Here is a 26,245-nt window from a genome sequence, read left to right as displayed (position 1 = left end):
GGGGGACAAAATGGTGTGGTGAAGGTGCGCTGCGTGGGCGGGATCGCCCAGGACGGATCCGGACGGCTCCTGATGATCAGGCGGGGCCGGGCCCCGTCGGCGGGACTGTGGTCCCTACCGGGCGGCCGGGTCGAACCCGGCGAAGGCGACGAGGAGGCCGTCGTCCGCGAGATGCGGGAGGAGACCGGGCTGGAGGTGTCCGTGGGCGCGCTGGTGGGCACCGTGGAACGGCCCGGAGCGGACGGCGTCACCTACGAGATCCACGACTACGCGGTGACGGCCCTGGGAGGCACGCTGCGGGCCGGTGACGACGCCGCCGACGCGCGCTGGGTCACGCCCGCGGAACTGCGCGCCCTCCCCACCGCGCCCGGAGTGCTCGAAGCCCTCCGTGAGTGGGGCATCACCTGAACCCCGAGGCCCCGGAAGGCGGCGGCGAGGTGTCGGAGGGCGGCGAGGTGTCGGAGGGCGCCTGGGGCGGCGAGTCCTCGTCCGGACCCGGTGGAGCGTGCGGCGGGCCCTGCCCTGGATCCGGTGGAGCGCCCTGACCCGAGACGGGCGGGGTGTCGTGGGAGAGGCCGGGCGGGGTGTCGTGGCCCGGAGCGGGCGGGGTGTCGTGGCCCAGGGCGGGCTGCGTGTCGTGGGCCGGGCCGTGCGGCGCCGGTGTGTCGGCCGCGTGAGCGGGCGGGGCGTCCACGGCGGGACCGGCCACGACCGTCTGGATCCGCAGCCGCCGTACCAGCCAGACCACGGCCGCCGCGTACAGCAGCATCGGCACCACGTCGGCGATCACGTACTGCCAGGGGACCGCGCCCTGCTGGATGTCGAGCTTGCCGACGGCCGCCGGGAGCATGAACGCCATCAGGTTGTTGAAGACGTGCAGGGCGATGGCCGCTTCGAGGCCGCCGCTGCGCACGGCCAGCCAACCCGCGATCGCACCGAAGAGGAACACGTCGAGCATCCCCCAGCCGGTGTAGCCGTGCCCGGAGGTGAAGAGGGCCGAGCCGACCACGATCCCCGGCCACGGCGTCCGGAAGACCACGCTGAGCGCCTGCCCGACCCGTTTCCGGCTGTTCTCCAGCGTGCACGCCCCGACGGCCTGCAGCAGCCATCCGCGGAACACGTACTCCTCGGCGGACGCCTGGAACGGCACCAGAAGGACGATCACGGCGGCGGCGACCAGGAACCGGCCCCAGCCCACCCAGTGCTCGTCGGCCCCCGCGGCCGGGTCGTCCACCGCCAGACTCGCCAGCCACGAGGTGCCGAACGAGACCGCGCAGAACACGATCGCCAGCCCGGAGCAGATCAGCAGCCAGCGCCAGCGCAGCCGTCCGGCGACCGAGGACAGGGTGCCGGGTCTGCGCCGCTGGATCCACCAGGGCACCAGCAGCGCGAACGGGAGGAAGAGCGCCAGCGCGGCGAGGTTGAACCCCAGGTCCGCGATCTCGTTCCCCAGGATGGTGCCGCCGGTGCCGAGCTCCTCGGGCGCGGTGCCGGTGACCAGCATGGAGACGACCATGGCGCCGATGCCCAGCACCATCACGCAGGCGAGGCCGCCGAAGAGGATGACCAGCGACCCGACCCACGGACGCCACCAGCGGTGCGCCGCCGTACGGGCCATGCGGTGGTACGGGGAACCGGGAGGCGTCGGCACGACCCAGGGCCGCTTGACCGGAGGCGGGCCGTAGCCGGGATAGGGCATCCCCTGCGTCCCGTACGGCTGTGGCGGCGCTCCGTAGGGCTGAGGCGGCCCGTACGGCTGGGGCGGCCCGTAGGGCTGGGTGGAGCCGTACCGGCCCGCATAGGGCGGCGGGTACTCGCCCTCAGCCGGATACGACCCCGTCTGCGGATACGGCCCAGTCTGCGGGTACTGGCCTGTCTGCGGATACGGCCCGGCCTGCGGATATTGCCCCGCTTGCGGCTGGCCCGTCTGCGGCTGGCCCGTCTGCGGGTACTGCCCCGTCTGCGGGTACTGCCCCGTCTGCGGGTACTGGCCTGCCTGCGGGTACTGGCCTGCCTGCGGGTACGGCCCGGTCTGCGGGTACTGGCCTGCCTGTGAGGGCGCGGGCGGGGGCTGCTGCCCGGGCCACTGGGCGGGCCACTGCGCGGGCGGCGCCGACGGTTCGGCCTGCGGCTGCGGCGGCTGGGACGTGGACGGCGTGGACGGCGTAGGCGGCTCGGGCGCGGCCTCCGGCTCCGGGCGCCGTTCGCCGGGAGACCCGCCCGTCACTCCGGGATCGGGCGGAGCCCAGCCGTTGTCCGCCGGATCCGACACGCGCGACCTCCCTGGGAAGACTTCCTTGCCGGGGACCGGGGACGACCCGGACGCGGCGAGCACGGAGGCGCGGCGAGCCCGGTCCCTGTGACGAATCGTACGTGCAGGCGGCGGCGGTCGTGGCGCTCAGGCGCCCGGGGGCCGGAAGGCGGTGGTCCGGGTCAGTCCGGCGGCCCGGCCCTTGGTGGCGATGACCAGCGCCATCTTGCGGGACGCCTCGTCGATCATCTCGTCGCCGAGCATGGCCGCGCCGCGTCCCTCCACCCGGGTGCTGTGGTCGTAGGCGTCCAGGATCAGTTCCGCGTGGTCGTAGTCCTCCTGGGACGGGGAGAACACCTCGTTGCCCGCCTCGATCTGGGAGGGGTGCAGCACCCATTTCCCGTCGAAGCCCAGCGCCGCCGACCGCTTGGCCACCCGGGTGAAGGCGTCCACGTCGCGGACGTTGAAGTAGGGCCCGTCGATGGCCTGGAGATCGTGCGCGCGGGCGGCCAGGAGGATGCGCATCAGGATGTAGTGGTAGGCGTCGCCCTCGGTGTAGCCGGGCGGCTGCTCCCCCACCACGAGCGTCTTCATGTTGATCGAGGCCATGAAGTCGCCGGGCCCGAAGACCAGGGCCTCCAGCCGCGGCGAGGACGCGGCGATGGCGTCGATCGCGACCATGCCGCGGGCGTCCTCGATCTGGGCCTCGATCCCGATCCGGCCCTCCTCGTACCCCATCGCCCGCTCGATCTGGGTGAGCAGCCGGTCCAGCCACAGCACGTGGGAGGGGTCCTGGACCTTGGGCAGCAGGACGCAGTCGAGCCGGGCGCCCGCGCCCTCCACGACCTCGATCACGTCCCGGTACGCCCAGTGGGTCTCCAGGTCGTTGATCCGCACCACCCGGACCTTGCCCGTCCAGTCGCCCTCGTTGAGCGCGGCGACGACGTTCCGGCGGGCCTCCTCCTTCGCGCCGGGCGCCACGGCGTCCTCGAGGTCGAGGAAGATCTCGTCCGCGGGGAGTCCCTGGGCCTTCTCGATGAAACGGGGATTGCTCGCCGGGACCGCCAGGGTGGTACGTCGTGAGCGCATGCTGCGGATGCTATCCACCGGCCCGGTATGGGACGCTGCCGGTATGAGCTATCCGCGGCGGGCGCTGGTGGAGGAGGCGGCCAAGAAGTCCGGCCTGCTGTGGCTGACCCTGCCCGGCCTGCCGCAGCCGCGGGCCGCCTGGCACCTGTGGCACGACGGCGCGGCGTACGTGCTGACCGGCGGCGAGGGCGAGCAGCCGCTGCCGGGCCTGCCCGAGGCCGAGAGCGTCCAGGTGACGCTACGCGGCAAGGACAAGGGCGGGCGGCTGATCTCGTTCGTCGCGGCCTGCGAGCAGGTACGGCCGGGCACCGAGTTGTGGGACACGGTGGTGCCGCTGCTGGCGAAGGACCGCCTGAACGCCGCCACCCACGAGGGCCAGATCGAACGCTGGGCCGAGGAGTCGTACGTCATCCGGCTCACCCCGACCGACGAGGTGATCGAGGGGCCGGGCGAGTACTCGGGCGACTACGCCAGCGTGCGGCCCGTGCCGACACCGGCGACGACCGCGGGCACCCCGCCGCGCCTGCTCGGGGGCAAGGGCCGCCGAGCCGACCGCTGAGCCCTCACATGGGCAGGTGGCTGTTGGTGCTGATGGCGCGCAGCTTGTCGGGGTTGGCGACCAGCTGGATGGACGCCACCCGGCCGTCGTCGCGGATGTCCAGCGTGATCGTGGTGATGGGGGCGTCCGGGCCCTCCAGGACCAGGCCGGGGACGCCGTTGATCTCGGCCCGGCGCATCCGCATCTCCTCGGGCCGCACCCCCTGGTAGGGCTGCCCCATCACGGCCAGCAGCCAGCGCGCCACCTTCGCGGCGCCGTGGATGGTGCGCCGCGCCGCCCTGACCTTGCCGCCGCCGTCGGTCCACAGCACCACGTCGGGGGCCAGCGCCTCCATCAGGACGTTGATGTCGCCGCCCATCGCGGCGTCGAGGAACCGTTCGGTGGCCGCCCGCCGCTCGCGCCGGTCGGTCTCGAACCGCGGACGGCGGGCCTCCACGTGCTTGCGGGCCCGGGTGCCCAGCTGCCGGACGGCGGTCTCGGACCGGTCGACCGCCTCGGCGATCTCCCCGTACGGGAACCCGAACACCTCCTTGAGCAGGAAGACGGCGCGCTCCAGCGGGCTCAGCGTCTCCAGCACCACCATCATCGCCATCGACACCGACTCCGACAGCTCGGCGTCCTCGGCGACGTCCGGGGTGGTCAGCATGGGCTCGGGCAGCCACGGCCCGACGTAGGTCTCGCGCTGCGCGCGGGCGGAGCGGAGCCGGTCCAGCGCGAGGTTGGTGGTGATCCGCACCAGGAAGGCGCGGGGATCGCCGATCTCGGACCGGTCCGCCGCCGACCAGCGCAGCCAGGCGTCCTGGACGGTGTCCTCGGCGTCGGCGGAGGTCCCCAGCATCCGGTAGGCCACCGCGAACAGCAGCTTGCGATGCCCCTCGAAGACCGCCTCGATCCCCTCGGCCGTCCCGGACGCCTCGGTCATGTGCGCGCTCCCTCCGTGCCTCGCCGCGGGATCTCGCAGCGGTCCTTGAACCCTTGGCCGGCCAGTCCGGCCGCCGCGTTGAAGCGTGACCGCAGGTTCTCCACCGCCACCATCATCGTCAATTCCACCAGCTGCCGCTCATCGAGGTGGCGGCGGAGCGCGGCGGTCAGCTCGTCGGTGACCGTGGGCGGGTCGGTGGTCATCGCCTCGGCGTACTCCATGACCAGGCGTTCGTCCTCCTCGAACAGGTCGCTGTCGCGCCAGTTCGGGACCGCCTCCAATTTCTCCAGGGAGAGGCCGTTGGTGTTCGCCTCCCAGGTGCCGAAGTCCACGCACCACGAGCAGCCGATCTTGACGGCGGTCGCCATGACGGCCAGGTCCTTCAGCCGGTGCGGCACCGCCTTCCAGCGGAGCACCTGCAGCTCCATCAGGGCGGAGGCGGTGCCGACGCCCATGTGGTGTCCCATGGCGCGGGCGGGGTCCAGCTCCGCGCCGAACTTGCGGCGGGTGAACCAGGCGGCCAGCCGGTACCGGAAGGTGCGCGGGGGGTCGAGGGAGATGCGCGTCATCGGGGCCTCCGTTTCGCTCGACGTGCTACCTGCGACGTCACAGTAAGGACGGGAGGACCAGCACGAATGTGACATCCGGCAGGGACCGCGCCGAGCCCCGCGCGGCCCCCTCCGGAGGCGGGTCCGCGCCCCCGGATGATGCCCAAGATCGCGGGTAGTCTCCCTCCCATGACCGGAGTTCCGGCGCGGGTCTTCATCGCGCGGCTCGCCGGGATCGCCGTCTTCGACCCGGCCGGCGACCAGGTGGGCCGGGTCCGCGATGTCGTGGTGGCGCTGCGGCTGGGCACCCGCCCGCCCCGGGTGCTCGGGCTGGTGGTGGAGGTGACGCCGCGCCGCCCGGTCTTCCTGCCCATCACCCGGGTCACCGTGATCGAGGCGGACGCGATCGTCTTCGACGGCCGCCTCAACGTGCGCCGCTTCCAGCAACGCGAGTCCGAGACCCTGGTGATCGCCGAGATGCTGGACCGCACGGTCCGGCTGACCGAGACCGACGAACCGGTCTCGGTGGTCGACGTGGCGATGGAACCCACCCGCACCCGGGACTGGCTGCTGCTCAAGGTCGCCGTGCGCCGGGTGCGCGGGCGCGGGCGGCGCGGCCTGCGCCGCCAGGGCGAGACCTTCGTGGTGGACTGGGACGCGGTGCACGGCTTCTCGGCGGTCGAGCACGGGCAGGGCGCGGCCGGGCTGATCGCCGCGTTCGAGCGGATGAAGCCCGCCGACCTGGCCGGGGTCGTCCACGAGCTGCCGGAGAAGCGCCGCACCGAGGTCGCCGTCGCGCTGGACGACGCGCGGCTCGCCGACGTCCTGGAGGAGCTGCCCCCCGACGACCAGGTCGACATCCTGGGGCGGCTGCAGGTGGAGCGGGCCGCCGACGTGCTGGAGGCGATGGATCCCGACGACGCCGCCGACCTGCTCGGCGAGCTGCCCACCGAGCAGCGCGAGCGGCTGCTGACGCTGATGGAGCCGCAGGACGCGGCGCCGGTGCGGCGGCTGCTGACGTACGCCGAGGACACCGCGGGCGGCCTGATGACCACGGTGCCGGTGGTGGTGCCCCCGGACGCGACCGTGGCCGAGGCGCTGGCCCGGATCCGCAACCCGGACCTGAACCCGGCCCTGGCCGCCCAGGTGTACGTGTGCCGCCCGCCGAGCGCGACGCCGACCGGCCGCTACCTGGGCACGGTGCATTTCCAGCGGCTGCTGCGGGAGCCGCCGCGCACGCTGGTCAGCGGGATCGTGGACAGCGAGCTGGACCCGCTGCGGCCGACGGTGTCGCTGGAGGCGGTCGCGACCTACCTGGCCGCCTACAACCTGGTGGCGGGGGCCGTCGTGGACGAGAACGGCCACCTGCTCGGGTCGGTCACCATCGACGACGTCCTCGACCATCTGCTGCCCGAGGACTGGCGGGAGACGGTGATGGACGCCACCGCCGAGGCCGTCGCCGATCCGGAGGAGGAGGCGCTGCGCGGCGCCCGCGACCGGACCGGCGCGCCGGAACGAACGTGAGCGATCGGGGAGACGAGCATGACGAGCATGACGACCACGACCACCGCGGCGCGCCTGGACCAGCCGCGCGAGCTGCGCCGCACCCTGCTGCCCCGCCCGCACTACGATCCCGAGTCGTTCGGCCGCCTCTCGGAGCGGATCGCCCGTTTCCTGGGCACCGCCCGGTTCCTGGTCTACATGACGGTGTTCGTGACGGTGTGGATCGGCTGGAACGCGCTGGCGCCGTCCTGGCTGCGCTTCGACCCGTACCCGTTCATCTTCCTGACGCTGATGCTGTCGCTGCAGGCGTCGTACGCGGCGCCGCTGATCCTGCTGGCGCAGAACCGCCAGGGTGACCGGGATCGGGTGCAGTACGAGCAGGACCGGTCGCGCGACGACCGCAGCATCGCCGACACCGAGTACCTCACCCGGGAGATCGCCGGGCTGCGGATGGCGGTCAGCGAGGTGGCCACCCGCGACTTCGTGCGCTCGGAGATCCAGCAGCTGCTCAAGGACATCGACGGCGAACGCAAGGAGTCGAACTCCGCCCTGTCGTAGGGTCCCGGGCCCTGTCGTAAGGTACCGGACCCTGTCGTAGGGTCCCGGGCGTTCAGGCGGACCGGCGGGAGACGGCGGGCCGGTCGAGCCGGGGGCGGTCCACCAGCTTGGTCAGGACCCGGGCGAGCATCCTCAGGTCGTCCTCGTCGAGCCTGGTGAGCACGTATTCGCGGACGCCGCGCTCGTAGGTGGGGCCGGCCTCGTCCAGCCGGTCCCGGCCCTGCGGGGTGAGCACCGCGAACAGGCCGCGCGCGTCGCTGGCACAGCTCTCCCGGACCACCAGCCCCTCCCGCTGCAACCGGTCCACCAGCCGGGTCAGCCCGCTGCGCGACAGCAGCACCCGGTCGGCCAGGTCGTTCATCCGCAGCCTGCCGTCCGGCGACTCGCCCAGATGCATGAGCACGTCGTAGGAACCGAGCGCGAGGTCGTGATCGGCCAGCAGGTCGGCCTGGAGGCGGCGGGAGATCTGCACCTGGGCGCGCAGCATGGCACGCCAGACGGTGAGCTCTTCGGCCGAGATGGTCCCGGACGGCGTTGTCACGATTCGATCGTACGGCCGTCCGGGCCCCGGCGCGATGCGTACGCGCCCCCCGGACGAGGCCCTGACGAGGCCCTGACGACGCCCGCACGACGCCCGCACGACGCCCGCACGACGCCCGCACGACGCCCGCACGACGCCCGCACGACGCCCGCACGACGCCCGCACGACGCCCGCACGACGCGCCCTGTACGCGCCCGGCACGGCCCGGGTTCGCGGGCATGGCCACAGAGTTCATACCATGGGGGTATGGCCTCCCAGTTGACGACCGAGCAGGTGACCGAGGCGCTCGCCACGGTGAACGATCCTGAGATCCGTAAGCCCATCACCGAGCTCGACATGGTCAAGAGCGTCGACATCGCGCCGGAGGGCGCGGTGCGCGTCGGCATCTACCTGACCGTGGCCGGATGTCCCATGAAGGACACCCTGACCCGGAGCGTCACCGAGGCCGTCTCCCGGCTGGAGGGCGTCTCCTCCGTCGCGGTCGAGCTGGACGTGATGAGCGACGAGCAGCGCAAGGCGCTGCAGACCAAGCTTCGCGGCGGCGAGCCGGCCAAGGAGATCCCGTTCGCCCGGCCCGGCTCGCTGACCAAGGTGTACGCGGTGGCCAGCGGCAAGGGCGGGGTCGGCAAGTCCTCGGTCACCGTCAACCTGGCCGCCGCGCTGGCCGCCCAGGGCCGCAAGGTGGGCGTGGTGGACGCCGACATCTACGGCCACTCGGTGCCGCGGATGCTGGGGGTGACCAGCTCGCCCACCAAGGTCCAGGACATGATCATGCCGCCGTCGGCGCACGACGTGAAGGTGATCTCGGTCGGCATGTTCACCGCCGGGAACCAGCCGGTGGTGTGGCGCGGCCCGATGCTGCACCGCGCGCTGCAGCAGTTCCTCGCCGACGTCTACTGGGGCGACCTCGACATCCTGCTGATGGACCTGCCGCCCGGCACCGGCGACATCGCGATCTCGGTCGCCCAGCTGCTGCCCTCCGCGGAGATCCTGGTGGTCACCACCCCGCAGCAGGCGGCGGCCGAGGTGGCCGAGCGGGCCGGGGCCATCGCGGCGCAGACCCACCAGCAGGTCGTCGGCGTGATCGAGAACATGTCGTACCTGACCTGCGCGCACTGCGGTGAGCGGCAGGACATCTTCGGCTCGGGCGGCGGGCAGGCCGTCGCCGACGCGCTGACCCGGACGCTGGGCACGAAGGTCCCGCTGCTGGGCCAGGTGCCGATCGACCCCCGGCTGCGCGAGGGCGGCGACAGCGGCAGCCCGCTGGTGCTGGACGACCCCGACGCCGAGGCCGCCAAGGAACTGCGCACCATCGCCGACACGCTGGCCGGCCGGAGCCGCGGCCTGGCCGGGATGTCGCTCGGGATCTCGCCGAAGCGCCGCTAGAACGTTCCGTACGCGAGAACGCGACGGCCCCGCCCGAGGGTGATCCCAGGGCGGGGCCGTCGCATTCTACGAGTACCGGCCCCCGGCACGCGCCGGTGGCGTGGCTCAGGTGGCCTCGTTGTCGAACGGCGGGCGCTCGCCGTACTCCAGGCCGCCCCCCGCCGTGGCGTAGGACGGCTCGTCGTCGAAGAGGCCGCCGTTCGCGCCGGACGACGACCCGTTCGCGCCGCCGGGGCGCAGGTCGTCGTCGTGGTCCTCCAGCAGATGCTTGCGGACGAACGTCTTGGGGTTGAGGTCGGCGACGTCGAAGTCCTTGAACTCCGGGCCCAGCCCCTCCTGGAGGTCGGCCTTGGCGCTGTTGGCCATCTGTCTGAGCTGGCGCAGCGCCCGGCCCGCCTGGCCGGCCGCCTGGGGCAGCTTGTCACCGAAGATCACCAGGGCGAGGACGACGAGTACCAGCATCTCGCCCAGACCGACGTCGAACAACCCGACCTCCACACGCGCCAAGGGGGCCGGACCTCAGCGGTCCGGTCCCCCCAGCGTATCCGTACACCCTGGTGGCGGATCAGCCCGCGGCCAGGGTGAGATTCACCGTGCTCTCCCGGCCGCCGCGCTGATAGGTGACCTTGACCGTGTCGCCCGGGGCCTTGCTCCGGATCATGGCGATCAGGTCGGTGGCGTCCTCGATGGGCTTGCCGTCGACCGCGGTGATCACATCGCCGGGGCGCAGGCCCGCGCGGTCGGCCGGGCCGCCCTTGGTGACCGGCTCCTGGCCGTTCGCGGCCTGGTCCATGATCCGCGCGCCGCCCTCCTGGTAGCGCGGGTCGGGCAGCACGCCCATCTTGGCCTGCTTGACGCTGCCGGTGTTGATGATCTCCTCGGCGACCCGCCTGGCCTGGTTGATCGGGATGGCGAAGCCCAGGCCGATGCTGCCGGTCTGGTTTCCCCCGCCCATCCCCTGGCCGCCCAGGGTCGCGATCGCGGTGTTGATCCCGATCACCCGTCCCCGGGCGTCGACCAGCGGGCCGCCGGAGTTGCCCGGGTTGATGGCCGCGTCGGTCTGGATGGCGTTGAGGAACGCGGCCTCGCCGCCGCCCTGGCCGCCGGTGGGCACGGCCCGGTTGAGGGAGCTGACGATCCCGGTGGTCACCGAGCCCTGCAGGCCGAGCGGCGAACCGATGGCGATCACCGGGTCGCCGACCGCCAGCTGGTCGGAGTTGCCGGGCGTCAGCGCGGGCAGCGAGTGCTGGCCGCTCGGCTTGAGCACCGCGATGTCGGAGCTGGGGTCGCGGCCCTTGACCGAGGCGGGCAGCGTCTTCTTGTCGTTGAACACGACCTGAATGTCGCCGCCGCTCGACACCACGTGGTTGTTGGTGATGATGTAGCCGCCGTTGACGATGAAGCCGGTGCCCCCGCTGCCCTCGCCGCCGGGCCCGGACACCCGGATCATGACGACGCTGGGCAGCACCCTCTTGGCGACGCCGGCGACCGAGTCCGGCGGCCGGTTGATCTGGCCGGCGGAGCCGCCGTCGCCGCCGCCGAGGCTGACCCGGTCGCCGTCACCCGCCGCCAGCGTCCCGACACCGGCACCGACGCCACCGGCCAGCAGCGCGATGACCAGGGCCATGATGGCCAGCACGCCCAGGCCGGGACCGCCCCGCGAGGCCGACGGCAGCGGCGGCACCGGAGCCCAGTTGGGCCCGCCCGGAGGCTGTCCGGGGCCGCCGGGCGGCATCATCGGCCGCGGGTCGCCGGGCGGGCGGCCCATCATGCCCGGGCCGTGCGGCGGTCCGGGCACCGGGCCGCCCGGCGGGGGCTGGTGCGCCGCGTGGGACTGCGCCTGGTGGGGCGGTGGCCAGCCGTACGCGCCGCCCTGGCCTCCCGCGCGGGGGTCGGCGGGCTGCTGGTGGGCCGCCGCACGGGGGTCGTAGCCGTGCGGGACGAAGCCCGGACGCGGGCGTCCCTGGTCGGGGCCGGGCGGGCCGGGCGGCACCTGGGGCATCGGCCCCTCGGGGACCGGGCCGTCCGGCACGACCCCGTCCGGCACGACCGCCTGCCCGTGCCCGGCGGGCTCCCCCGGCCCCGGGCCCTGCGGCCCCGGGCCCTGCGGCACCGGGCCCTGCGGCACCGGGCCGCCCGGGATGGGCTTGTCCAGCGTCGTCGCGGGCGGGGGCGGGGACGGCAGGTCGTCGTCCCGGCCGTAGGAGTCCGGCGGCGCGAACCCCGCCACCAGCCGGTCGGCGACCCCCTGCGGCTCCTTGCCCGCCGGCCGGCCGTCCTCCGGCGTCATCCCGGAGTCGAGGTCGTCGCTCCGCTGGGGATCGTCCACGGGCTCCTGGGCCTCCGCCGTACCCGGCCGGCCCGCCGTGTCCTCCCGGTCATGCCCGGCGCCGGCGACCAACTCGTCGTCCTCCGACGACGACCTGACCGGTCCGCGGCTGTCTTCCGTCATCCCCATCTCTCCTAGCGAGCATGGTTCTCGTCATCGCGCTCATCTTGCCCAGCGGGGCGTGTGATGAGCATAAAACGCCCGCACCGCCCCGTTCCGGGGATCCATCTTCCACCTATGGCGCGCAAGTCACCCAATGGGTTCCTTCATCATTCCCCTTGGAGGCGGTCAATTCCCTGATTCGGGCGCCGCGGTCTGCGAGCGTTGTCAACCGAAAGGGTTGACCCAGGACACCAAACGCCGGAAACCGCGTCCCATCCGGGCCCGGACGGCGTCCTCCTCCTGCGGCAGCGCCCGGACGACCGAGTCGGCGGTACCGGGCGGGGCGTCGGTGAGGAGCGTGTAGACGTAGCCGTCGCGGGCCCAGACCGCCCAGTGCTGGAGGGCGTCCCGGCGGTACACGGCGCGGCCCCGCACGACGGTGCGCCGCCAGCCGGAGAAGCGGCTCTCGTCCAGGGATCCGCGCTGGACGAAGACCGACACCGCGGCGAGCCCGTCGGAATAGCTGAGGTGGACGACGTCGTCCCCGGCCCGGGCGACTGATCGTCCTCGCCCTTCCTTCTCCGGGCCGGGACGGCGCGCGTCGTAGAGGGTGAGCCGTCCCGGAAGGGCGCCCGGCACCGGCCATCCCTGATCACGCAGAACGGCCAATTCCCGGTGTTCGAGACGGTCCGACCAGGGGGCGGCGGTGGGCGGTGCCGCCGAGGGGGACGCGGAGGCCGCCGGGGGCGCCGCGGGCGCGGTCGCCGTCATGGTCAGGGGCCGGTCGTCGCCGTCCTGCTCGGTACGGGACACCCGCAGCTCGCTGAAGCCGGCGGCCGTGACCGTGCGCCCGCCCTGGTCGAGCAGTTCGCGGTGCAGCATCAGCCCGGTGTCGGAGTCGATCCAGAAGCGGCCCGCGGCCGAGCCGTCCACCCGGAGGGCCTCCACCATCCGCGCCCGGCGGCCGCAGACCACCGCGTGCGGGCCGCGCACGACCGTGTAGTTGCGCACCAGCAGGCTCAGGATCTCCGCGGTGAAGCCCACCGAGCCGCCCCAGACCGGCAGCGTGTCGGGCTGGTAGGTCCGGCCGCCCTCGACCGCCCGCAGGCCCGCGGCCACGGGGATGGAGAGGTCGGGGTCGAAGTAGGTGCCGTCGCCGGGCGTGTGCTCCACCCTGACGCGCTGGGTCGCGCTGCCGGAGGCGTTCCGGGTGGTGAGGAACTGCGTGCCCTCGTACCGCACCCGCACCGCCGCGTCCGCCGCCGAACGGAGCAGGCGGACCGCCTCGGGGTCGTTGCGGTCGCGGCGGGCCGGCTGGAGGTCACCGGCGAGCGCGGCGACGATCGCGACCGCTCCCGCCAGGCCGCAGGCCAGCACGGTGCGCATCCGCCGCCGTTCGGAACGGCCGGCCGGGGTCCGGGCGGTCACGGCTCCGGCGCGGGCGGTACGGAGGTCCGGTCGCCGATCTGGTCGGTCAGCGGAACGTCGCCGGACGTCAGCGCGTGCTCGACGGCGAACCGGTCGAAGGCGGGGCTGACGGCGGGCGCCTGCTGGTGGCCGCCGGCCGCGTACGAGGCCGCGCCGAGCCCGATGACCAGGGTCGCGGCGCCGACGGCCAGGTAGCGCCGGGCGGGCCGGGCGTCGTCGGGGCCGGCCGGGACGGGACGGGCCAGGGGGCGGGTGTCCGCGGCGCGGCCGCCGGGCCGCTCGTCGCGGGAGCGGCGGGCCGGGGGCGGGGCCGCGGGGTCGGGACGCGACCGGCCGGTGGCGGGCGGGTCGTCGGGGCCGCCGCCCGTGCCGCCCGGGTCGCCGAGGCCGCGCAGCCGGGCCATGAAGTCGTTGGTGGGGAGGGCGTCGGGGTCCTCGGCCACGGGGATGTCGCCGAGCCCGCGCAGCCGGTTCTTCAGGCTGCGCAGCGAGTCGGCCTCCGCCCGGCACCGCGCGCAGCCCGCGAGATGGGCGAGCGCGCGATCACGCTCGGCGTGTCCCAGCTCACCGTCGACCAGAGCGGTCAGACGCTCCCCCAGACAACTCACGCGGCTCCCTCGTCGTTCGGATCCAGTCTCGCGCGGTCTCGCGCCGGTCTCGCTACGCGCCCTCGGGACGGGCCCCGTACCCCGTCACGGGCGCGCCCGCGTCCGCCGACGCGGCCATCGCGCTCCCGGCATGTACTCCGGCCGGCTCCTGAACCGCTTCCGGCACGCCGGCCAGGGCCGCCTCGGCACCGCCGGCCGCGTCGACCGCGGCGCGGCGCCTCGGCGCCCGGTGCTCCAGGGCCCCGCGCAGCTGTGCGCGGCCCCGGTGGATGCGGCTGCGCACGGTCCCCAGCTTGACCCCCAGGGTCGCCGAGATCTCCTCGTACGACAGGCCCTCGATGTCGCACAGCACCACGGCCGCGCGGTACTCGGGGGCCAGCGCGTCCAGCGCCGCCTGGACGTCGGCGTCGAAGTTGCGGTCGTCGAACGCCTGGGCCGGGGTGGGCTCGCGGCCCTGCAGCCGTTCGGCGGCGTCGTCGGCCAGCCCCTCGAAGCGGATGCGCTGGCGGCGCCGCGCCATGTCGAGGAAGAGGTTGGTGGTGATCCGGTGCAGCCAGCCCTCGAAGGTGCCCGGCGTGTAGTTCGACAGCGAACGGAACACGCGGACGAAGACCTCCTGGGTGAGGTCCTCGGCGTCGTGCTGGTTGCCCGTCAGCCGGTAGGCGAGCCGGTACACGCGGGCGGAGTGCTCGCGGACCACCTCGTCCCAGGACGGGGGTGCCCATTCCGCCTCGGGTGCGTTCTCCCGCGCCGACGCCGCGTCACGGCCACGTGCCGCCGCGGACCGGGGGCCGCGCCCCACAGCGCCCTTAAATGTCAGTGCTGCGACTCCCATGGTGCCGGGCTGTTCCTCTCTGATGGCCAATGCTGTCGCTTGGGAACGACACGGTCGCGCCTGGGCTGGGGCGGTTGTGCGGTCATCCTCGTCCACCCTTGGTCGGGTCGACGCCGTCATGCGTTACAACGCGCTGAAGGGCCGGTCGGTTCCCGGACCAGCGATATGGTCTTTCCAGCATGAGCCAGGCGGGGGTCCCGCGAGGAGGCAGCCATCGACGCCATTCAGGCCACCCTGGCCTACGTGGAGGAGTTCCTCCCCGAAGACGAACCACTGTTGAACGCGCGGCGGCGCGGCGAAGAGGTGGGCGCCACGCCCATCGGCGCGGCCGGCGGCGCGGCCCTGCGGTTCCTGGCGGCCCTCCTCGGGGCGCGGACGGTCGTGGAGGTCGGGTCCGGCTGCGGCGTCTCCGGCATCTGGCTGCTGCGCGGCATGGCCAAGGACGCGGTGCTGACCAGCGTGGACGTCGAGCCCGAGTACCAGCGGATGGCCAAGCAGGCCTATGCCGAGGCCGGGCTGGGCACCTCCCGTATCCGGATGATCCCCGGCCGGGCCCTGGAGGTGCTGCCGCGCCTCACCGACGGGGCCTACGACATGGTCTTCTGCGACGCGGTGAAGGACGAGTACCCCGAATACCTGACCGCGGCACTGCGCCTGCTGCGGCCGGGCGGGGTGGTCGCGTTCGACAACGCGCTCTGGCATCACCGGGTGGCCGACCGCGCCCGCCGCGACCCCGACACCCTGGCGATCCGCGAGGTGAGCAGCATGATCCGGGAGGACGACCGGCTGGTGCCGCTGCTCCTCCCGGTCGGCGACGGCCTGCTCTGCGCGGTCAAGCGTGACTGAGGGGGTCCCGGAGCGGAGCGCCAGCGGAGCGGAGGGACACCCTCAGTCGGCCCTTGCCGGGGAGTCTGAGGGGTCGCCCCCTCAGAACGGCGCTGAGGGGGTCCCGGAGCGGAGCGCCAGCGGAGCGGAAGAGCCCGCTCAGTCGGCCCTTGCCGGGGAGCCTGAGGGGTCGCCCCCTCAGAAAGACACTGAGCGGGATCTGGAGCGGAGCGCCAGCGGAGCGGAAGAGCCCGCTCAGTCGGCCCTTGCCGGGGAGCCTGAGGGGTCGCCCCCTCAGAAAGACACTGAGCGGGATCTGGAGCCCTTTCGGGTACGGGTCAGGACCACGTGGCAGGGGTCCGCGCAGGTGGTGGCGCTGCTGATCCTGGTCCTGGCCTCGGCGGGTTTCGTCGTGAGCGGGCTGCTGAGCGGGTCGGGGACGGCGGGCGTGGTGTTCGCCGTGCTGGGTGCGCTCGGGCTGGCGCTGTTCGGCGCGGGGTTGCTGGGGTCGGCGGGACGCCTGCTGGGGCGGCGGCCCGCCCTGGAGCTGACCGGCGAGGGCGTGGTCCGCCCGGCCCGCTGGCCGATGCCCCGCCGGGCCGACCGGATGCTGCCGTGGTCGCGGGTGGTGGCGATGACCGCGGTGCGCCGGGGCATGCAGGGCACGCGCCGCGGCGTCCAGGACTACCTGGTGTTCCTGCCGTCGGACGAGCTGGTCGAGATGGCCCGTACGGCCGAGCGACCCCGGCTGATCGCCCTCACCCTTCCGGACGTGCCGGCGACCCGGGAGGCCGCGGACTGGTGCTTCGCGGTGGAGCCGGACTGGGACGCCTCGCTGAAGGAGATCGTCGTCCAGGCCCGGCGGCGGCACGAGATCCCGGTGATCGACCGCCGGAAGAAGTGACGCCTCGGCGGGCGCCTACTCCGCCGGGGTCCCGGTGAGCCAGGCCAGCAGCAGCCGGGCGCCGAACCCGGTGGCGCCGCGGGTCAGCACGCCGTCGTCGGAGGTCGAACGGCCGGGGCCGGCGACGTCCAGGTGCGCCCAGCGGCGGCGGCCGGCGAACTCGCGGAGGAAGAGGGCGGCCATGATGGAGCCGCCGCCGTATCCGCGCCGCTCGATGTTGGCCACGTCGGCGATGTCGGACTCGATCGCCTGCCGGTAGTCCTCGACCAGGGGCAGTCGCCAGAGCGGCTCGCCGGCCGCGGCGCCGGCCCCGGTCAGGGCGGCGGCGAGGGCGTCGTCGTTGGCGAACAGGGCGCCGTGCCGCAGGCCCAGCGCGACCTTGGCGGCGCCGGTGAGGGTGGCCACGTCGACCACGACGTCGGGGGCGAGCTCGGCGTCGGCGTAGGCGAGGGCGTCGGCGAGGACCAGCCGGCCCTCGGCGTCGGTGTTGAGGACCTCGGAGGTGGTGCCGCCGAAGTGGGTGATCACGTCGCCGGGGCGCATGGCCGAGCCGGAGGGCATGTTCTCCGCGGCGGCCACCAGCCCGGTCACCCGGTCGCGTACGCCCAGGTCGCGCAGTGCGCTCATCACCGACATGACCACGGCTCCGCCGGCCATGTCGGTCTTCATGGTCTTCATGCCCTCGTTGGGCTTGAGGGACAGGCCGCCGGTGTCGAAGGTGATGCCCTTGCCGACGAGCACCACGTGCCGGCCTCCGCCGGTGCCGGGGTAGGCCATCTCGATCAGGCGCGGTGGCCGGGCCGATCCGGCGCCGACGGCCAGCAGGCCGCCGAAGCCTCCCTCGGCGAGTTCCTTCTCGCCGCGGACCCGGACCGTCAGGCCGGACTCGGCGGCGATCTCCTCGGCCCGGCCGGCCAGCCAGGACGGGTCCTTCTCGACCGAGGGGGTGTTGGCGAGGTCGCGGGCCAGCGCGGCGGCCCCGGCCGTCCGGGTGGCGCGGGTGACGGCGTCGTCGAGGGCGGCGGTGCCGGGGCCGGTCAGGGCGAGGGTCTCCAGCGCGGCCCGGGCGGGCGGAGCGCCGATCTTGAACGTGTAGGCGCCCAGCAGGGCGCCCTCCGCGAACGCGGCCGGATCCCCTTCCGGCGCCTGGGCGACCAGGGCGGTCCGGCCCCGGCCGCGGCGGGCCAGCGCGGCGCCGGCCCGGCGCAGGTCGGCGGGGGTCCCCTCGCCGACGCCGTACAGCAGCAGCTCGCGCGGCTCGCCGCCGATCCGCGCCGTGGTGGAGACGATCTCCCCCGCCTCGCCCTTGGCGCGGTGCAGTGCGAGCAGTTCCTCCAGCGTGCAGGGCAGGGAGCCGGCGACCGGCGTCGCGGGCGCCACCGGTCCGGTGCGCACCGGGACCGCGACCGCCTCGGCGCCCAGCCGTTCGGCCGCCGCCAGGACGTCCGTGCCGGCCGCCTGGACCCGGGTCTGGATGGGCATGGTCGTCGATCCCCCTGATCTCACTGGTCGCTCGCTCCGGCGCCCGTGGGCGCCGGGGACCCCTGGAACGAAGAAGGCGCGGGGTCCCGGCGAGACCGCCGGGACCCGCACCACGTCTCAAGGCCGGGTACGGCTCAGCCCACGACTTCCTTCAACGCGTCGCCGAGCTCCTTGGCCTCGTCGGCCGACAGCTCGACCACGAGTCGGCCGCCGCCTTCGAGGGGGACCCGCATGACGATCCCGCGCCCCTCCTTGGTCACTTCGAGCGGACCGTCTCCCGTCCGCGGCTTCATCGCCGCCATGCGTGCATCCCCTTCCTGCCTAGGGCCGCGTGGGGCCTCCGGGCACCGTTGGCCGCGTGGCCGCCTGTCGCATCCGCGTCATCAGTAGTGCTTCATTATCCCGTGTTCAGGGCGCGAAGTGGTAACGATCAGCGAGCGGAGGCCGGGAGACTGCATACATGAACGCTGGTTCGGCGCTGTTCGTTCTATACGGAGACCATCTGCGGGAGCGTGGCGGGCCGGCGCCGGTCGCGGCGCTGGTCCGGCTGCCGGCCGCGCTCGACGTGGCCGCCCCCGCCGTGCGCCTCGCGGTCTCGCGGATGGCCGGGCAGGGCCGGCTCGTGCACGTGTAGCGCGAGTGCCCCTTCCGGGATCGCGGGCCGCCTCCCGGGCCGCCGCCCCAGGACTGGCCGGGGCCGCGCGGTTCTTCGACGACGCGGCAGCGCGTCTCTTGCCCGCGGCGTCCCGGTTCGTCGATGGTTGCCTGGGGGATCCACGTGGAGAACGCGACGAAGGCGAGGACGACGGTGTCTGACACGGTGCGCTACGACCTGACCGACGGTGTGGCCACAATCACACTCCATCGGCCGGACGCGATGAACTCGCTCACGGCCGAGATGAAGGAGGCGCTGCGCGGGGCCGTCGAGACGGCGGCGGGCGACCCGGCGGCCCGGGCGGTGATCCTCACCGGTGCCGGCCGGGCGTTCTGCGCGGGCCAGGACCTGCGCGAGCACGCCGACAACCTGGCCGCGGGCAAGGGGCTGGACGGCACCGTCCGCAAGCACTACAACCCGATCGTGACGGCCCTGGCGACGATGCCCAAGCCGGTGGTGGCCGCGGTGAACGGGGTCGCCGCGGGGGCGGGGGCGGCGCTGGCCTTCGCCTGCGACCTGGTGGTCGCCTCGGAGAAGGCGTCGTTCGCGACCGCGTTCACCCGGATCGGCCTGGCCCCCGACAGCGGGATGTCCTGGACGCTGCAGCGCCTGGTCGGCCGGGCCAAGGCCGCCGAGCTGCTGCTGCTGGCCGAGCCGGTGAAGGCGCCGCGGGCGCTGGAGTTGGGGCTGGTCGGCCGGGTCGTCCCGGTGGACGAGCTGGCGCCCGCGTCGGTCGAGCTGGCCCGCCGCCTGGCCGCCGGCCCGACGCTGTCGTACGCCGCGGTCAAGGCGGCGCTCGACCACGCGGCGACGCACGACCTGGCGTCGGCCCTGGAGAAGGAGGCCGTCCTCCAGGACGAGTGCGCCGCAACCGCCGACCACCGCGACGCCACCGAGGCATTCCTGAACAAGAAGGAGCCCACCTTCCACGGGCGCTGATCGGCCCTGTCGCGGTCGCCCCCGGCCCATGTCACTCTGGGGTGACGTCGTGTCACGCTGCGCCGCGTCCGTCCGGTCGCGGGCCGCCTGGCCGGGACGGACGGGGGGGTACGGGGATGCCGAAGACCGCGATCATGCTGTTCACCCGGGATCTGCGGGTGCGCGACAACCCGGCGCTGGCCGCGGCGTGCGCGGCGGCGGAGCGGGTGGTGCCGCTGTTCGTGGCCGACGACGTGCTGCTGGCCGGGCCGGCGGCGGGCGCGTCCAACCGGGTGCGGTTCCTGGTGGACGCGCTCGCCGACCTGCGCGCGTCGTTGCGCGAGCGGGGCGGCGGCCTGGTGCTGCGGCGCGGCGACCCGGTCGAGGAGACGCTGCGGCTGGCCCGGCAGGTGGGCGCGGAGGCCGTCTTCCTGAGCGAGGACGTCAGCGGGTACGCGGCGCGGCGGCGCGAACGTCTCGGGCGGGCCTGCGCCGCCGAGCGCGTCGGGCTGTCGGAGCATCCCGGGGTGACCGTGGTGCGGCCCGGGGCGCTCACCCCTGCGAACGGGGACCACTACCGGGTGTTCACGCCGTACTGGCGGGCCTGGGAGGCCGCCGCGTGGCGCGACCTCGCCGCCGCGCCGGAGCGGATCGCGCTCCCGCCCGGCGGGGCCCCCTCGGATCACGTGACGCTGGAGACGATCGCGCGGGAGTTCGGCCGCGATCCGTCGCCCCGCCTGGCCAAGGGCGGGGAGTCGGAGGGGCGCGCGCGCATGGCCGCGTGGCTGGACGGCGGTCCGCGGGGCCTGCAGGGCTACGAGGACGGGCACGACGACCTGGCCGGTGACCGGACCTCCAGGCTCGCCCCGTTCCTGAAGTTCGGGTGCGTGTCGCCGCGGGAGCTGGCCGAGGAGGCGCGGCGGCGGGAGGGCGGCGCGTTCGTCCGGCAGCTGGCCTGGCGCGACTTCCACCACCAGGTCACGGCCGCGTTCCCGGACATCGCGCGGCGGGACTACCGGCCGTACGGGGAGGGCTGGCGGGACGACCGGGACGCCCTGGAGGCGTGGTGCGAGGGCGCCACCGGGATCCCGATCGTGGACGCGGGCATGCGGCAGCTGCGCCGGGAGGGGTTCATGCACAACCGGGCCCGGATGATCACGGCGTCGTTCCTGACCCGGCACCTGCGCGTCGACTGGCGGCACGGGCTGCGCCACTTCGCCGCGTGGCTGGCCGACGGCGACGTGGCCGACAACGCGGGCAACTGGCAGTGGGTCGCGGGCACCGGCAACTCACCCCGGCCCAACGTCGTCCTCAACCCGCTGCGGCAGGCCGCGCGGTTCGACCGCGAGGGCGAGTACGTGCGCAGGTACGTGCCGGAGCTGGCCGGCGTGGAGGGCGGGCGCGTCCACACCCCGTGGCTGCCGCCCGGGAAGGGGCGGCGGGGGCCGGGGTACCCCGCGCCGATCCTGGAGCCGGACCTGCTCAGCGGGACGCGCCGCGCAGGTGGGTGAGGACGGCCAGGACGCGCCGGTGGTCGTCGGGCGTCCGGTGCAGGTCGAGCTTGGCGAAGATGGAGCCGACGTGCTTGATCACGGCGGCCTCGGAGACGACGAGGGCGCGGGCGACGGCCCCGTTGGAGCGGCCCTCGGCCATCAGGGCCAGCACCTCGCGCTCGCGCGCGGTCAGGCGTTCCAGCGGCGTGTCGCGGGCGCGGCGGGCCAGGAGGCCGCGGACCACGTCGGGGTCGATGACGGTGCCGCCCGCCGCCACCCGGTCCAGCGCCTCGACGAACTCGGCGACCTCCCCCACCCGGTCCTTGAGGAGGTAGCCCACCCCGCCGCCGGTGTGCAGCAGGTCGGCGGCGTAGGACTGCTCGACGTACTGCGACAGCACCAGGACGGGCAGGCCGGGGTGCTCCGCGCGCAGCGCCAGCGCCGCGCGCAGGCCCTCGTCGCGGAAGCCGGGCGGCATCCGCACGTCGGTGACGACGATGTCGGGGCGGTCCTCGGCGACGGCGGCGGCCAGCGCGGGGGCGTCGCCCACGGCGGCGGCGACCACGTGGCCGGAACGGGTGAGGATCTGGCTCAGGCCCTCCCGGAGCAGCACCGAGTCCTCGGCGATCACGACGCGCATGGGATCTCCACCCGGACGATCGTAGGCCCGCCGTGCGGGCTGGACAGCCGCAGGGAGCCGTCGTGCACGGCCACCCGGTCGGCCAGGCCCTGCAGGCCGGTGCCCCGGGACGCGTCCGCGCCGCCCGCGCCGTCGTCCCAGATCTCCAGGACCAGCGCGGGCCCGGCCCGGCGCAGGGTCACCCGGGCGCGGGTGGCGCCGCTGTGCTTGGCGACGTTGGCGAGGGCCTCGGCGACCACGAAGTAGGCGGCGGACTCGACGCTCTCGGGCGGGCGCGCGGGCAGGTCGGCGCGTACCTCCACGGGAACGGGCGAGCGTTCGGCCAGGGACGCCACGGCGGCGGCCAGGCCGCGGTCGGTCAGCACGGACGGATGGATGCCGCGGACCAGGTCGCGCAGCTCCTCCAGGGCGGCCCGGGCCTCCGCGCGGCCCTTGCCGATGAGGGCGGGGTCGGCGCCGTCCAGCCCGGCCAGGCCCAGCGTCATGATGAGGCCGGTGAGCCGCTGCTGGGCGCCGTCGTGCAGGTCGCGCTCGATCCTGCGGCGCTCGGCCTCGAACGCGCCGGCCATCCGGGCCCGGGACGCCCGGACCTCGACCAGTTCCTCCTCGACGGCGCGGACCAGCAGCGCGCGGGCGAGCGCGGCGCGGGCGGCGGCCAGGGCGGTCATCGCGTAGAGGCCGGCGACGAGCAGCAGGACCGCGGTCACGGCCACCGCCCACGCCTCGGGCGGGCGGTCCACGGTCACGCTCGGCCCGTACTGGAGTTGGTCGCCGTGGTCCACCAGCCAGGGCGCCGACGCCGAGACGGTCGAGCCCACGATGATGACGAACGGGACGGCCAGGTCGACGACCGCCAGCAGGGACGACAGCAGCGCGTAGCCGAGCTCCCGCCAGGTGGCCGCCTCCCGCAGCCGGAAGCCGAGCCAGGGGCGCGGGCCCGGCCGGGGCGGTTCGCGGTGCGGGGTGGGCGCCGGCCGGGGGTCCAGCCAGCGCAGGCGGCGCCGCTCGACCGCCGCGTACCCCACCGCGGACACCGGGACGAGCGCCAGCAGCACGACGCCGGCCACCACGGGGGTCAGCACGACGCCGGCCGCGGCCAGGACGGCCACGGCGGCCAGCCAGGCCGCCGCGACCAGGGGCCCGGTCGCCAGGTAGGCGAGGGCGCGCCAGGGCCAGGAGGAGATCAGGAACCGCAGCGGGTTGCCCGCCATCGCGCGCCAGGCACCGGGGCGGACGGCGGCGCCGTGGCGGGCGGCGCCGGTACGGGGCGCGTCCACGGCGGTCATGGTCCGACCGTAGAGCAAGCGCGGTCCAGAAGTTCCCTCAGGCGCTCGTAGGACCCCGCCCAGCTCCATTCCTCGCGGACCCAGGCCCTTCCCTTCGCGCCCATCTCCGTCCGGGCGGCGGCGTCGCCGAGCAGTTCGACCAGGCGGCCGGCGATCTCGGGCACCGAGCGGCCGTCGACGACGAAGCCGGTCTCCCCGTGCCGGACCGCCTCCGGCGCGCCGCCCGCGTCGCCCGCCAGGACCGGCAGCCCCGCCGCGGCGGCCTCCAGGTAGACGATGCCCAGGCCCTCGGTCTCCAGGCCGAGGCGGCGGGCGCGGCAGGGCATGGCGAACACGTCGGCGGCGCCGTAGTACGGCGGCAGCTCGGCGTGCGGGCGCCCGCCGGCGAACACCACGCCCTCCGCCGCCTGGCCGCGCAGCCAGAAGTCCTGCGGGCCCGCGCCGACGACCAGCAGCGTCGCGTCCGGCACGGCCTCCCGTACCCGCGGGAGGGCGCGGATGAGCCGGTCCTGCCCCTTGCGCGGGACGAGCCGGGAGACGGTCAGGATGACCGGGCGGTCGCCCAGGCCGTGCCGTTCGCGGATCTCCGCCGCCCCTCCGGCGCCGGGCCGGAACGCGCCGGTGTCCACGCCGGGGACCAGCCGGGCGGTACGGGCGCGGGGGCCGAGGGCGGGCGCGATCCTGGCGCGGGTGTGCTCGGTGAGGTAGGTCACGATCCCGGCCTGCGCCCCGATCCGGCGCAGTGCCCGGCGTGGCCCGGGGACGCCCGCCCACCAGACCTCGTGGCCGTGCGTCGTGGCGACCGAGGGCAGCCCGAGCGGCCCCGCCAGCAGGCCGAGCGGCGCGGCGGCGCCGAACCACACCCGGTCGCAGCCGTGCTCGGCGGCCAGCCGCCGGGCCGTACGCGCGACCCGCGGGGTCGGCAGCAGCGTCCGCGTGGGGTCGCGGACGACGGGGAACGGCAGGCCGGCGTCGAAGGGCGCGGCGCCGGGCTCCGCGGAGGTGTAGACGACCACCTCGCCGGGCGGGAACCGGCGGGCCAGCTCGTACACGAAGGTCTCGATGCCGCCCTGCCGTGGCGGGAAGTCGTTGGTGACGATCAGGCAGCGAGCCATGCCGCCTCCTTCGCGCGCTCGGCGGGCCGCGCCATGACCGGCGCCGCGGACCGGGTGCGGGGGACCGCCCGCGCGGTGATGTGGCCCCAGAGGGCCAGGACGGCCGGGTAGACCAGGTAGCCCCATCGGGACGCGGGCATCAGCGCGGTGGCCAGCAGCAGCCCGAGGGCGAGCCGGTACGCGGCGGCGCGGGCGTCGGCGGGCGGCCGGACGAGCAGGGACGCGCCCATCGCGAGGGCGGCCGTGACGAGCGCGGCCAGCGCGGCGGCGTGGCCGTACGGGCCGAGGTCGGCGAGCAGCCGGCCCGGAAGGGGGCTGCCGGCGGGTGAGGACACCGCCGCCAGCCCCAGCGGGAAGCGGACGGTGTTGTGGAACATGCCCTGCGGGTCGGCGAGGGCGGGCAGCGCGACCCCGGCCGCCAGGAACGCGCCCGCGGACGCCGCGTACCCGCGCCACGCGCCCCGGCGCCGCCGTCCGTCCCCGCGCCCGGTGCCCCGTACGGCGACGAGGACGAGGCAGACGAGCAGGGCGGGCCACGCCGTGGCCTTGAGCGTCGCCGCAGCCCCCAGGGCCGCCCCCGCCAGGCCGGGCCGGTCCCGTACGGCCAGGGCCAGGCCCAGGCAGGCCAGGCCGATCACCGGCAGGTCGTCCCCGCCGACCGCGAGCGGGAGGGCGACCAGCGGGGAGGCCGCCAGGAGGATCCACGGCCGCGTCCCGGTGCGGGGCGCCGCCGCCGCGGCGCTCGCGGCCAGCAGCCCGAGGAAGAGCCCGCCGAACACCAGCCGCGCGTCGACGCCCGCGAGGGCCCAGGGCAGCCCCAGGACGGCCATCCCGGGCAGGTAGGGGTTGTAGGCCTCGTAGCCGTCGTGCTCCGCCAGTTCGGCGGGGCCGAGGTAGGGCGTCCCGTGCTCCAGAAGGTGGGCGCCGGAGCGGTGCACGACGCCCACCTCCGGCTGCGCCTGGCCCGTGCCGATCAGCACGGCCAGCGGGATCAGCACCGCCCCGGCGAGGACCGCGACGGCGACCGTCCCGGGATGCCGCCGTCCCCGGGGCGCCAGTGCGGCGAGCGCCCCCAGCCCGTAGGCCGCGGCCGCGATCGTTCCCCAGGTCCGGTGCGGCGTGAGGTCCGTCACGGCGGCGGTGATCCCGGCGAACGCCGCGCACGCGCCGTAGAGGGCGGGCGTCCCGTACCGGTGGCGGAGACCACGGCCTGAGGCGCGGGCACGGAAGAGGACGCGGGAGGGGGCGTGCGCGAGGGCGCGGGAGAGGGGCTGGGCAGGCGTCATGAATGTCCGCTCCGAGAGGTCGATCGAGCTGCGGTTTTCCCGCAGTTCAGGCAACCGCCGCGGAGCGCAGAGATCATTAGGTCTGGCCGCCGACTTGGAGGTAGAGCCAGCTCTACCCACGGCTCGACCTGACCGGAGGTAGGGCTGGCCATAGGCCCGGTCCTCCGGCTCACGCCAATGTGCGCGAGGCCCCGGTGCCGTTGGCTGGAGGCATGTCTCCCCCCACCCCTGCCCTTTCCCTGCCCCGCGTCCAGGACGACCAGGTGGCCGCCGCGATCGACCTCGTCCGGACCTACGGCTCGGGCGAGAACGCGGTGGCGGCGCTGCGCGGGGTCTCGGCGTCGTTCGCCCGCGGCCAGTTCACCGCGATCATGGGCCCGTCCGGTTCCGGCAAGTCCACGCTGCTGCACTGCCTGGCCGGGCTGGACGGCGTCACCTCGGGCCGGGTGCTGATCGGTGACGTGGACCTCACCCGGCTCTCGCGGACCCGGCTCGCCCGGCTGCGCCGCGACCGGCTCGGCTTCGTCTTCCAGTCGTTCAACCTGCTGCCGATGCTGACCGCCGCCGAGAACATCCGGCTGACCGGACGGCTGGCGGGCCGCCGCGCCGACCCGGCGTGGTTCGACACGCTGGTGGACGCGCTGGGCCTGCGTGAGCGGCTCGGGCACCGGCCCGCCGAGATGTCGGGCGGCCAGCAGCAGCGGGTCGCGGTGGCCCGGGCGCTGCTCACCCGGCCCGAGGTGGTGTTCGCCGACGAGCCGACCGGCAACCTCGACTCCCGTTCGGGCGCCGAGGTCCTGGCGTTCCTGCGCACCGCGGTCGACGGCTACCGGCAGACGGTGATCATGGTCACCCACGATCCGGTGGCCGCGGCGCACGCCGACCGGGTGCTGTTCCTGGCGGACGGCCGGATCGTGGACGAGCTGCCGTCCCCCACGGTGGACACCGTGCACGCCGTCATGCGGCGGATGGAGGGCTGAGG

The 26,245-nt window shown here is 74.8% G+C and carries 26 protein-coding genes and 1 pseudogene; 11 read left to right on the top strand and 16 right to left on the bottom strand.

Going from position 1 to position 26,245, the window contains the following annotated elements:
- The first annotated feature begins 18 nt into the window (after positions 1-18).
- On the top strand, positions 19-408 hold the full coding sequence (locus IW256_RS42105; RefSeq protein ID WP_197010246.1) for an NUDIX hydrolase: 390 nt from the start codon (positions 19-21) through the stop codon (positions 406-408).
- Here IW256_RS42105 and IW256_RS42670 read toward each other — a convergent pair.
- Positions 401-2,272 carry a CPBP family glutamic-type intramembrane protease gene (locus IW256_RS42670; RefSeq protein ID WP_197010245.1) on the bottom strand — a complete coding sequence of 624 codons (1,872 nt, stop codon included), beginning with the start codon at positions 2,270-2,272 and terminating at the stop codon, positions 401-403. The two genes, IW256_RS42105 and IW256_RS42670, sit on opposite strands and share 8 nt — an antisense overlap.
- Positions 2,273-2,398: 126 nt before the next feature.
- On the bottom strand, positions 2,399-3,340 hold the full coding sequence (locus tag IW256_RS07415; RefSeq protein WP_197010244.1) for an HpcH/HpaI aldolase/citrate lyase family protein: 942 nt from the start codon (positions 3,338-3,340) through the stop codon (positions 2,399-2,401).
- Positions 3,341-3,383: 43 nt separating this feature from the next.
- On the opposite strand from IW256_RS07415, the gene IW256_RS07410 reads away from it, so the two are divergent.
- The gene (locus tag IW256_RS07410; protein ID WP_197010243.1) at positions 3,384-3,899 is read left to right on the top strand and encodes a hypothetical protein; all 516 of its coding nucleotides are present in this window, start codon (positions 3,384-3,386) and stop codon (positions 3,897-3,899) included.
- Positions 3,900-3,903: 4 nt separating this feature from the next.
- Here the strand turns inward: IW256_RS07410 and IW256_RS07405 are convergent, their stop codons facing one another.
- Together IW256_RS07405 and IW256_RS07400 are read right to left on the bottom strand one after the other, a co-directional pair.
- Positions 3,904-4,821 carry an RNA polymerase sigma-70 factor gene (locus tag IW256_RS07405; protein WP_197010242.1) on the bottom strand — a complete coding sequence of 306 codons (918 nt, stop codon included), beginning with the start codon at positions 4,819-4,821 and terminating at the stop codon, positions 3,904-3,906.
- A complete protein-coding gene (locus IW256_RS07400; protein WP_197010241.1) occupies positions 4,818-5,390 on the bottom strand; it encodes a carboxymuconolactone decarboxylase family protein in 573 nt (190 codons plus the stop codon). Before IW256_RS07400 ends, IW256_RS07405 begins: the two co-directional genes overlap by 4 nt.
- Positions 5,391-5,558: 168 nt before the next feature.
- On the opposite strand from IW256_RS07400, the gene IW256_RS07395 reads away from it, so the two are divergent.
- Complete coding sequence (locus tag IW256_RS07395) at positions 5,559-6,893, top strand: magnesium transporter MgtE N-terminal domain-containing protein (protein ID WP_231403693.1); 1,335 nt, start codon at positions 5,559-5,561, stop codon at positions 6,891-6,893.
- 18 nt (positions 6,894-6,911) lie between these two features.
- Complete coding sequence (locus IW256_RS07390; protein ID WP_231403692.1) at positions 6,912-7,430, top strand: DUF1003 domain-containing protein; 519 nt, start codon at positions 6,912-6,914, stop codon at positions 7,428-7,430.
- A 52-nt stretch (positions 7,431-7,482) separates the two neighbouring features.
- Here the strand turns inward: IW256_RS07390 and IW256_RS07385 are convergent, their stop codons facing one another.
- A complete protein-coding gene (locus IW256_RS07385) occupies positions 7,483-7,971 on the bottom strand; it encodes a MarR family winged helix-turn-helix transcriptional regulator (RefSeq protein WP_307828776.1) in 489 nt (162 codons plus the stop codon).
- Positions 7,972-8,217: 246 nt separating this feature from the next.
- Here IW256_RS07385 and IW256_RS07380 point away from each other — a divergent pair, with 246 nt between their 5' ends.
- Entirely contained in the window at positions 8,218-9,357 is a 1,140-nt protein-coding gene (locus IW256_RS07380; RefSeq protein ID WP_197010239.1) for an Mrp/NBP35 family ATP-binding protein, read from the top strand.
- Between the two features lie 105 nt (positions 9,358-9,462).
- Here the strand turns inward: IW256_RS07380 and IW256_RS07375 are convergent, their stop codons facing one another.
- The 5 genes and pseudogenes from IW256_RS07375 to sigE form a co-directional block, all read right to left on the bottom strand.
- Positions 9,463-9,843, bottom strand: coding sequence for a sec-independent translocase (locus IW256_RS07375; protein WP_197010238.1), 381 nt, complete (start codon positions 9,841-9,843; stop codon positions 9,463-9,465).
- 79 nt (positions 9,844-9,922) lie between these two features.
- Complete coding sequence (locus tag IW256_RS42100; protein WP_197010237.1) at positions 9,923-11,809, bottom strand: S1C family serine protease; 1,887 nt, start codon at positions 11,807-11,809, stop codon at positions 9,923-9,925.
- A 204-nt stretch (positions 11,810-12,013) separates the two neighbouring features.
- Complete coding sequence (locus IW256_RS07365) at positions 12,014-13,216, bottom strand: sigma-E factor regulatory protein RseB domain-containing protein (protein WP_307828775.1); 1,203 nt, start codon at positions 13,214-13,216, stop codon at positions 12,014-12,016.
- The gene (locus tag IW256_RS07360) at positions 13,213-13,824 is read right to left on the bottom strand and encodes an anti-sigma factor family protein (RefSeq protein WP_197010236.1); all 612 of its coding nucleotides are present in this window, start codon (positions 13,822-13,824) and stop codon (positions 13,213-13,215) included. Before IW256_RS07360 ends, IW256_RS07365 begins: the two co-directional genes overlap by 4 nt.
- Positions 13,825-14,002: 178 nt before the next feature.
- Positions 14,003-14,659, bottom strand: a pseudogene (sigE, locus tag IW256_RS07355) (RNA polymerase sigma factor SigE); the annotation flags it as partial.
- Between the two features lie 243 nt (positions 14,660-14,902).
- On the opposite strand from sigE, the gene IW256_RS07350 reads away from it, so the two are divergent.
- Both IW256_RS07350 and IW256_RS07345 read left to right on the top strand, forming a co-directional pair.
- A complete protein-coding gene (locus IW256_RS07350) occupies positions 14,903-15,505 on the top strand; it encodes an O-methyltransferase (RefSeq protein WP_197010235.1) in 603 nt (200 codons plus the stop codon).
- A gap of 349 nt (positions 15,506-15,854) precedes the next feature.
- A complete protein-coding gene (locus IW256_RS07345) occupies positions 15,855-16,388 on the top strand; it encodes a hypothetical protein (RefSeq protein ID WP_307828773.1) in 534 nt (177 codons plus the stop codon).
- Positions 16,389-16,403: 15 nt separating this feature from the next.
- Here IW256_RS07345 and IW256_RS07340 read toward each other — a convergent pair whose 3' ends face one another.
- Together IW256_RS07340 and IW256_RS07335 are read right to left on the bottom strand one after the other, a co-directional pair.
- Positions 16,404-17,870, bottom strand: coding sequence for a leucyl aminopeptidase family protein (locus IW256_RS07340; RefSeq protein ID WP_197010234.1), 1,467 nt, complete (start codon positions 17,868-17,870; stop codon positions 16,404-16,406).
- Between the two features lie 134 nt (positions 17,871-18,004).
- Positions 18,005-18,172 (bottom strand): DUF3117 domain-containing protein, encoded by a 168-nt coding sequence (locus IW256_RS07335; RefSeq protein ID WP_151568744.1) that lies wholly within the window; start codon positions 18,170-18,172, stop codon positions 18,005-18,007.
- A gap of 158 nt (positions 18,173-18,330) precedes the next feature.
- Between IW256_RS07335 and IW256_RS07330 the strand changes: the two genes are divergently transcribed.
- The 3 genes from IW256_RS07330 to IW256_RS07320 all read left to right on the top strand — a co-directional run bounded on the left by IW256_RS07330 (position 18,331) and on the right by IW256_RS07320 (position 20,954).
- Complete coding sequence (locus tag IW256_RS07330; protein WP_197010233.1) at positions 18,331-18,504, top strand: hypothetical protein; 174 nt, start codon at positions 18,331-18,333, stop codon at positions 18,502-18,504.
- Positions 18,505-18,627: 123 nt separating this feature from the next.
- On the top strand, positions 18,628-19,464 hold the full coding sequence (locus IW256_RS07325) for an enoyl-CoA hydratase-related protein (protein ID WP_197010232.1): 837 nt from the start codon (positions 18,628-18,630) through the stop codon (positions 19,462-19,464).
- A gap of 116 nt (positions 19,465-19,580) precedes the next feature.
- Positions 19,581-20,954, top strand: a complete 1,374-nt coding sequence (locus IW256_RS07320; RefSeq protein ID WP_197010231.1) for a cryptochrome/photolyase family protein — start codon at positions 19,581-19,583, stop codon at positions 20,952-20,954.
- Here the strand turns inward: IW256_RS07320 and IW256_RS07315 are convergent.
- The 4 genes from IW256_RS07315 to IW256_RS07300 are packed head-to-tail and all read right to left on the bottom strand — an operon-like array spanning position 20,926 to position 25,263.
- Complete coding sequence (locus IW256_RS07315) at positions 20,926-21,576, bottom strand: response regulator transcription factor (protein WP_197010230.1); 651 nt, start codon at positions 21,574-21,576, stop codon at positions 20,926-20,928. The genes IW256_RS07320 and IW256_RS07315 overlap by 29 nt on opposite strands.
- Entirely contained in the window at positions 21,564-22,862 is a 1,299-nt protein-coding gene (locus IW256_RS07310; RefSeq protein WP_231403691.1) for a sensor histidine kinase, read from the bottom strand. The genes IW256_RS07315 and IW256_RS07310 overlap by 13 nt, the downstream gene beginning before the upstream one ends.
- A complete protein-coding gene (locus IW256_RS07305) occupies positions 22,859-23,977 on the bottom strand; it encodes a glycosyltransferase family 4 protein (protein ID WP_197010229.1) in 1,119 nt (372 codons plus the stop codon). The genes IW256_RS07310 and IW256_RS07305 overlap by 4 nt, the downstream gene beginning before the upstream one ends.
- On the bottom strand, positions 23,962-25,263 hold the full coding sequence (locus tag IW256_RS07300; protein WP_197010228.1) for a glycosyltransferase 87 family protein: 1,302 nt from the start codon (positions 25,261-25,263) through the stop codon (positions 23,962-23,964). The genes IW256_RS07305 and IW256_RS07300 overlap by 16 nt, the downstream gene beginning before the upstream one ends.
- Positions 25,264-25,475: 212 nt before the next feature.
- On the opposite strand from IW256_RS07300, the gene IW256_RS07295 reads away from it, so the two are divergent.
- Positions 25,476-26,243: an ABC transporter ATP-binding protein gene (locus IW256_RS07295; RefSeq protein ID WP_197010227.1), complete on the top strand. Its 768-nt coding sequence runs from the start codon at positions 25,476-25,478 to the stop codon at positions 26,241-26,243.
- The last annotated feature ends 2 nt before the right edge of the window (positions 26,244-26,245 follow it).

It is taken from the genome of Actinomadura viridis (genome assembly GCF_015751755.1).
GTDB classification, from domain to species: Bacteria; Actinomycetota; Actinomycetes; order Streptosporangiales; family Streptosporangiaceae; genus Spirillospora; species Spirillospora viridis.
This window is presented reverse-complemented; position numbering and strand designations above follow the sequence as displayed.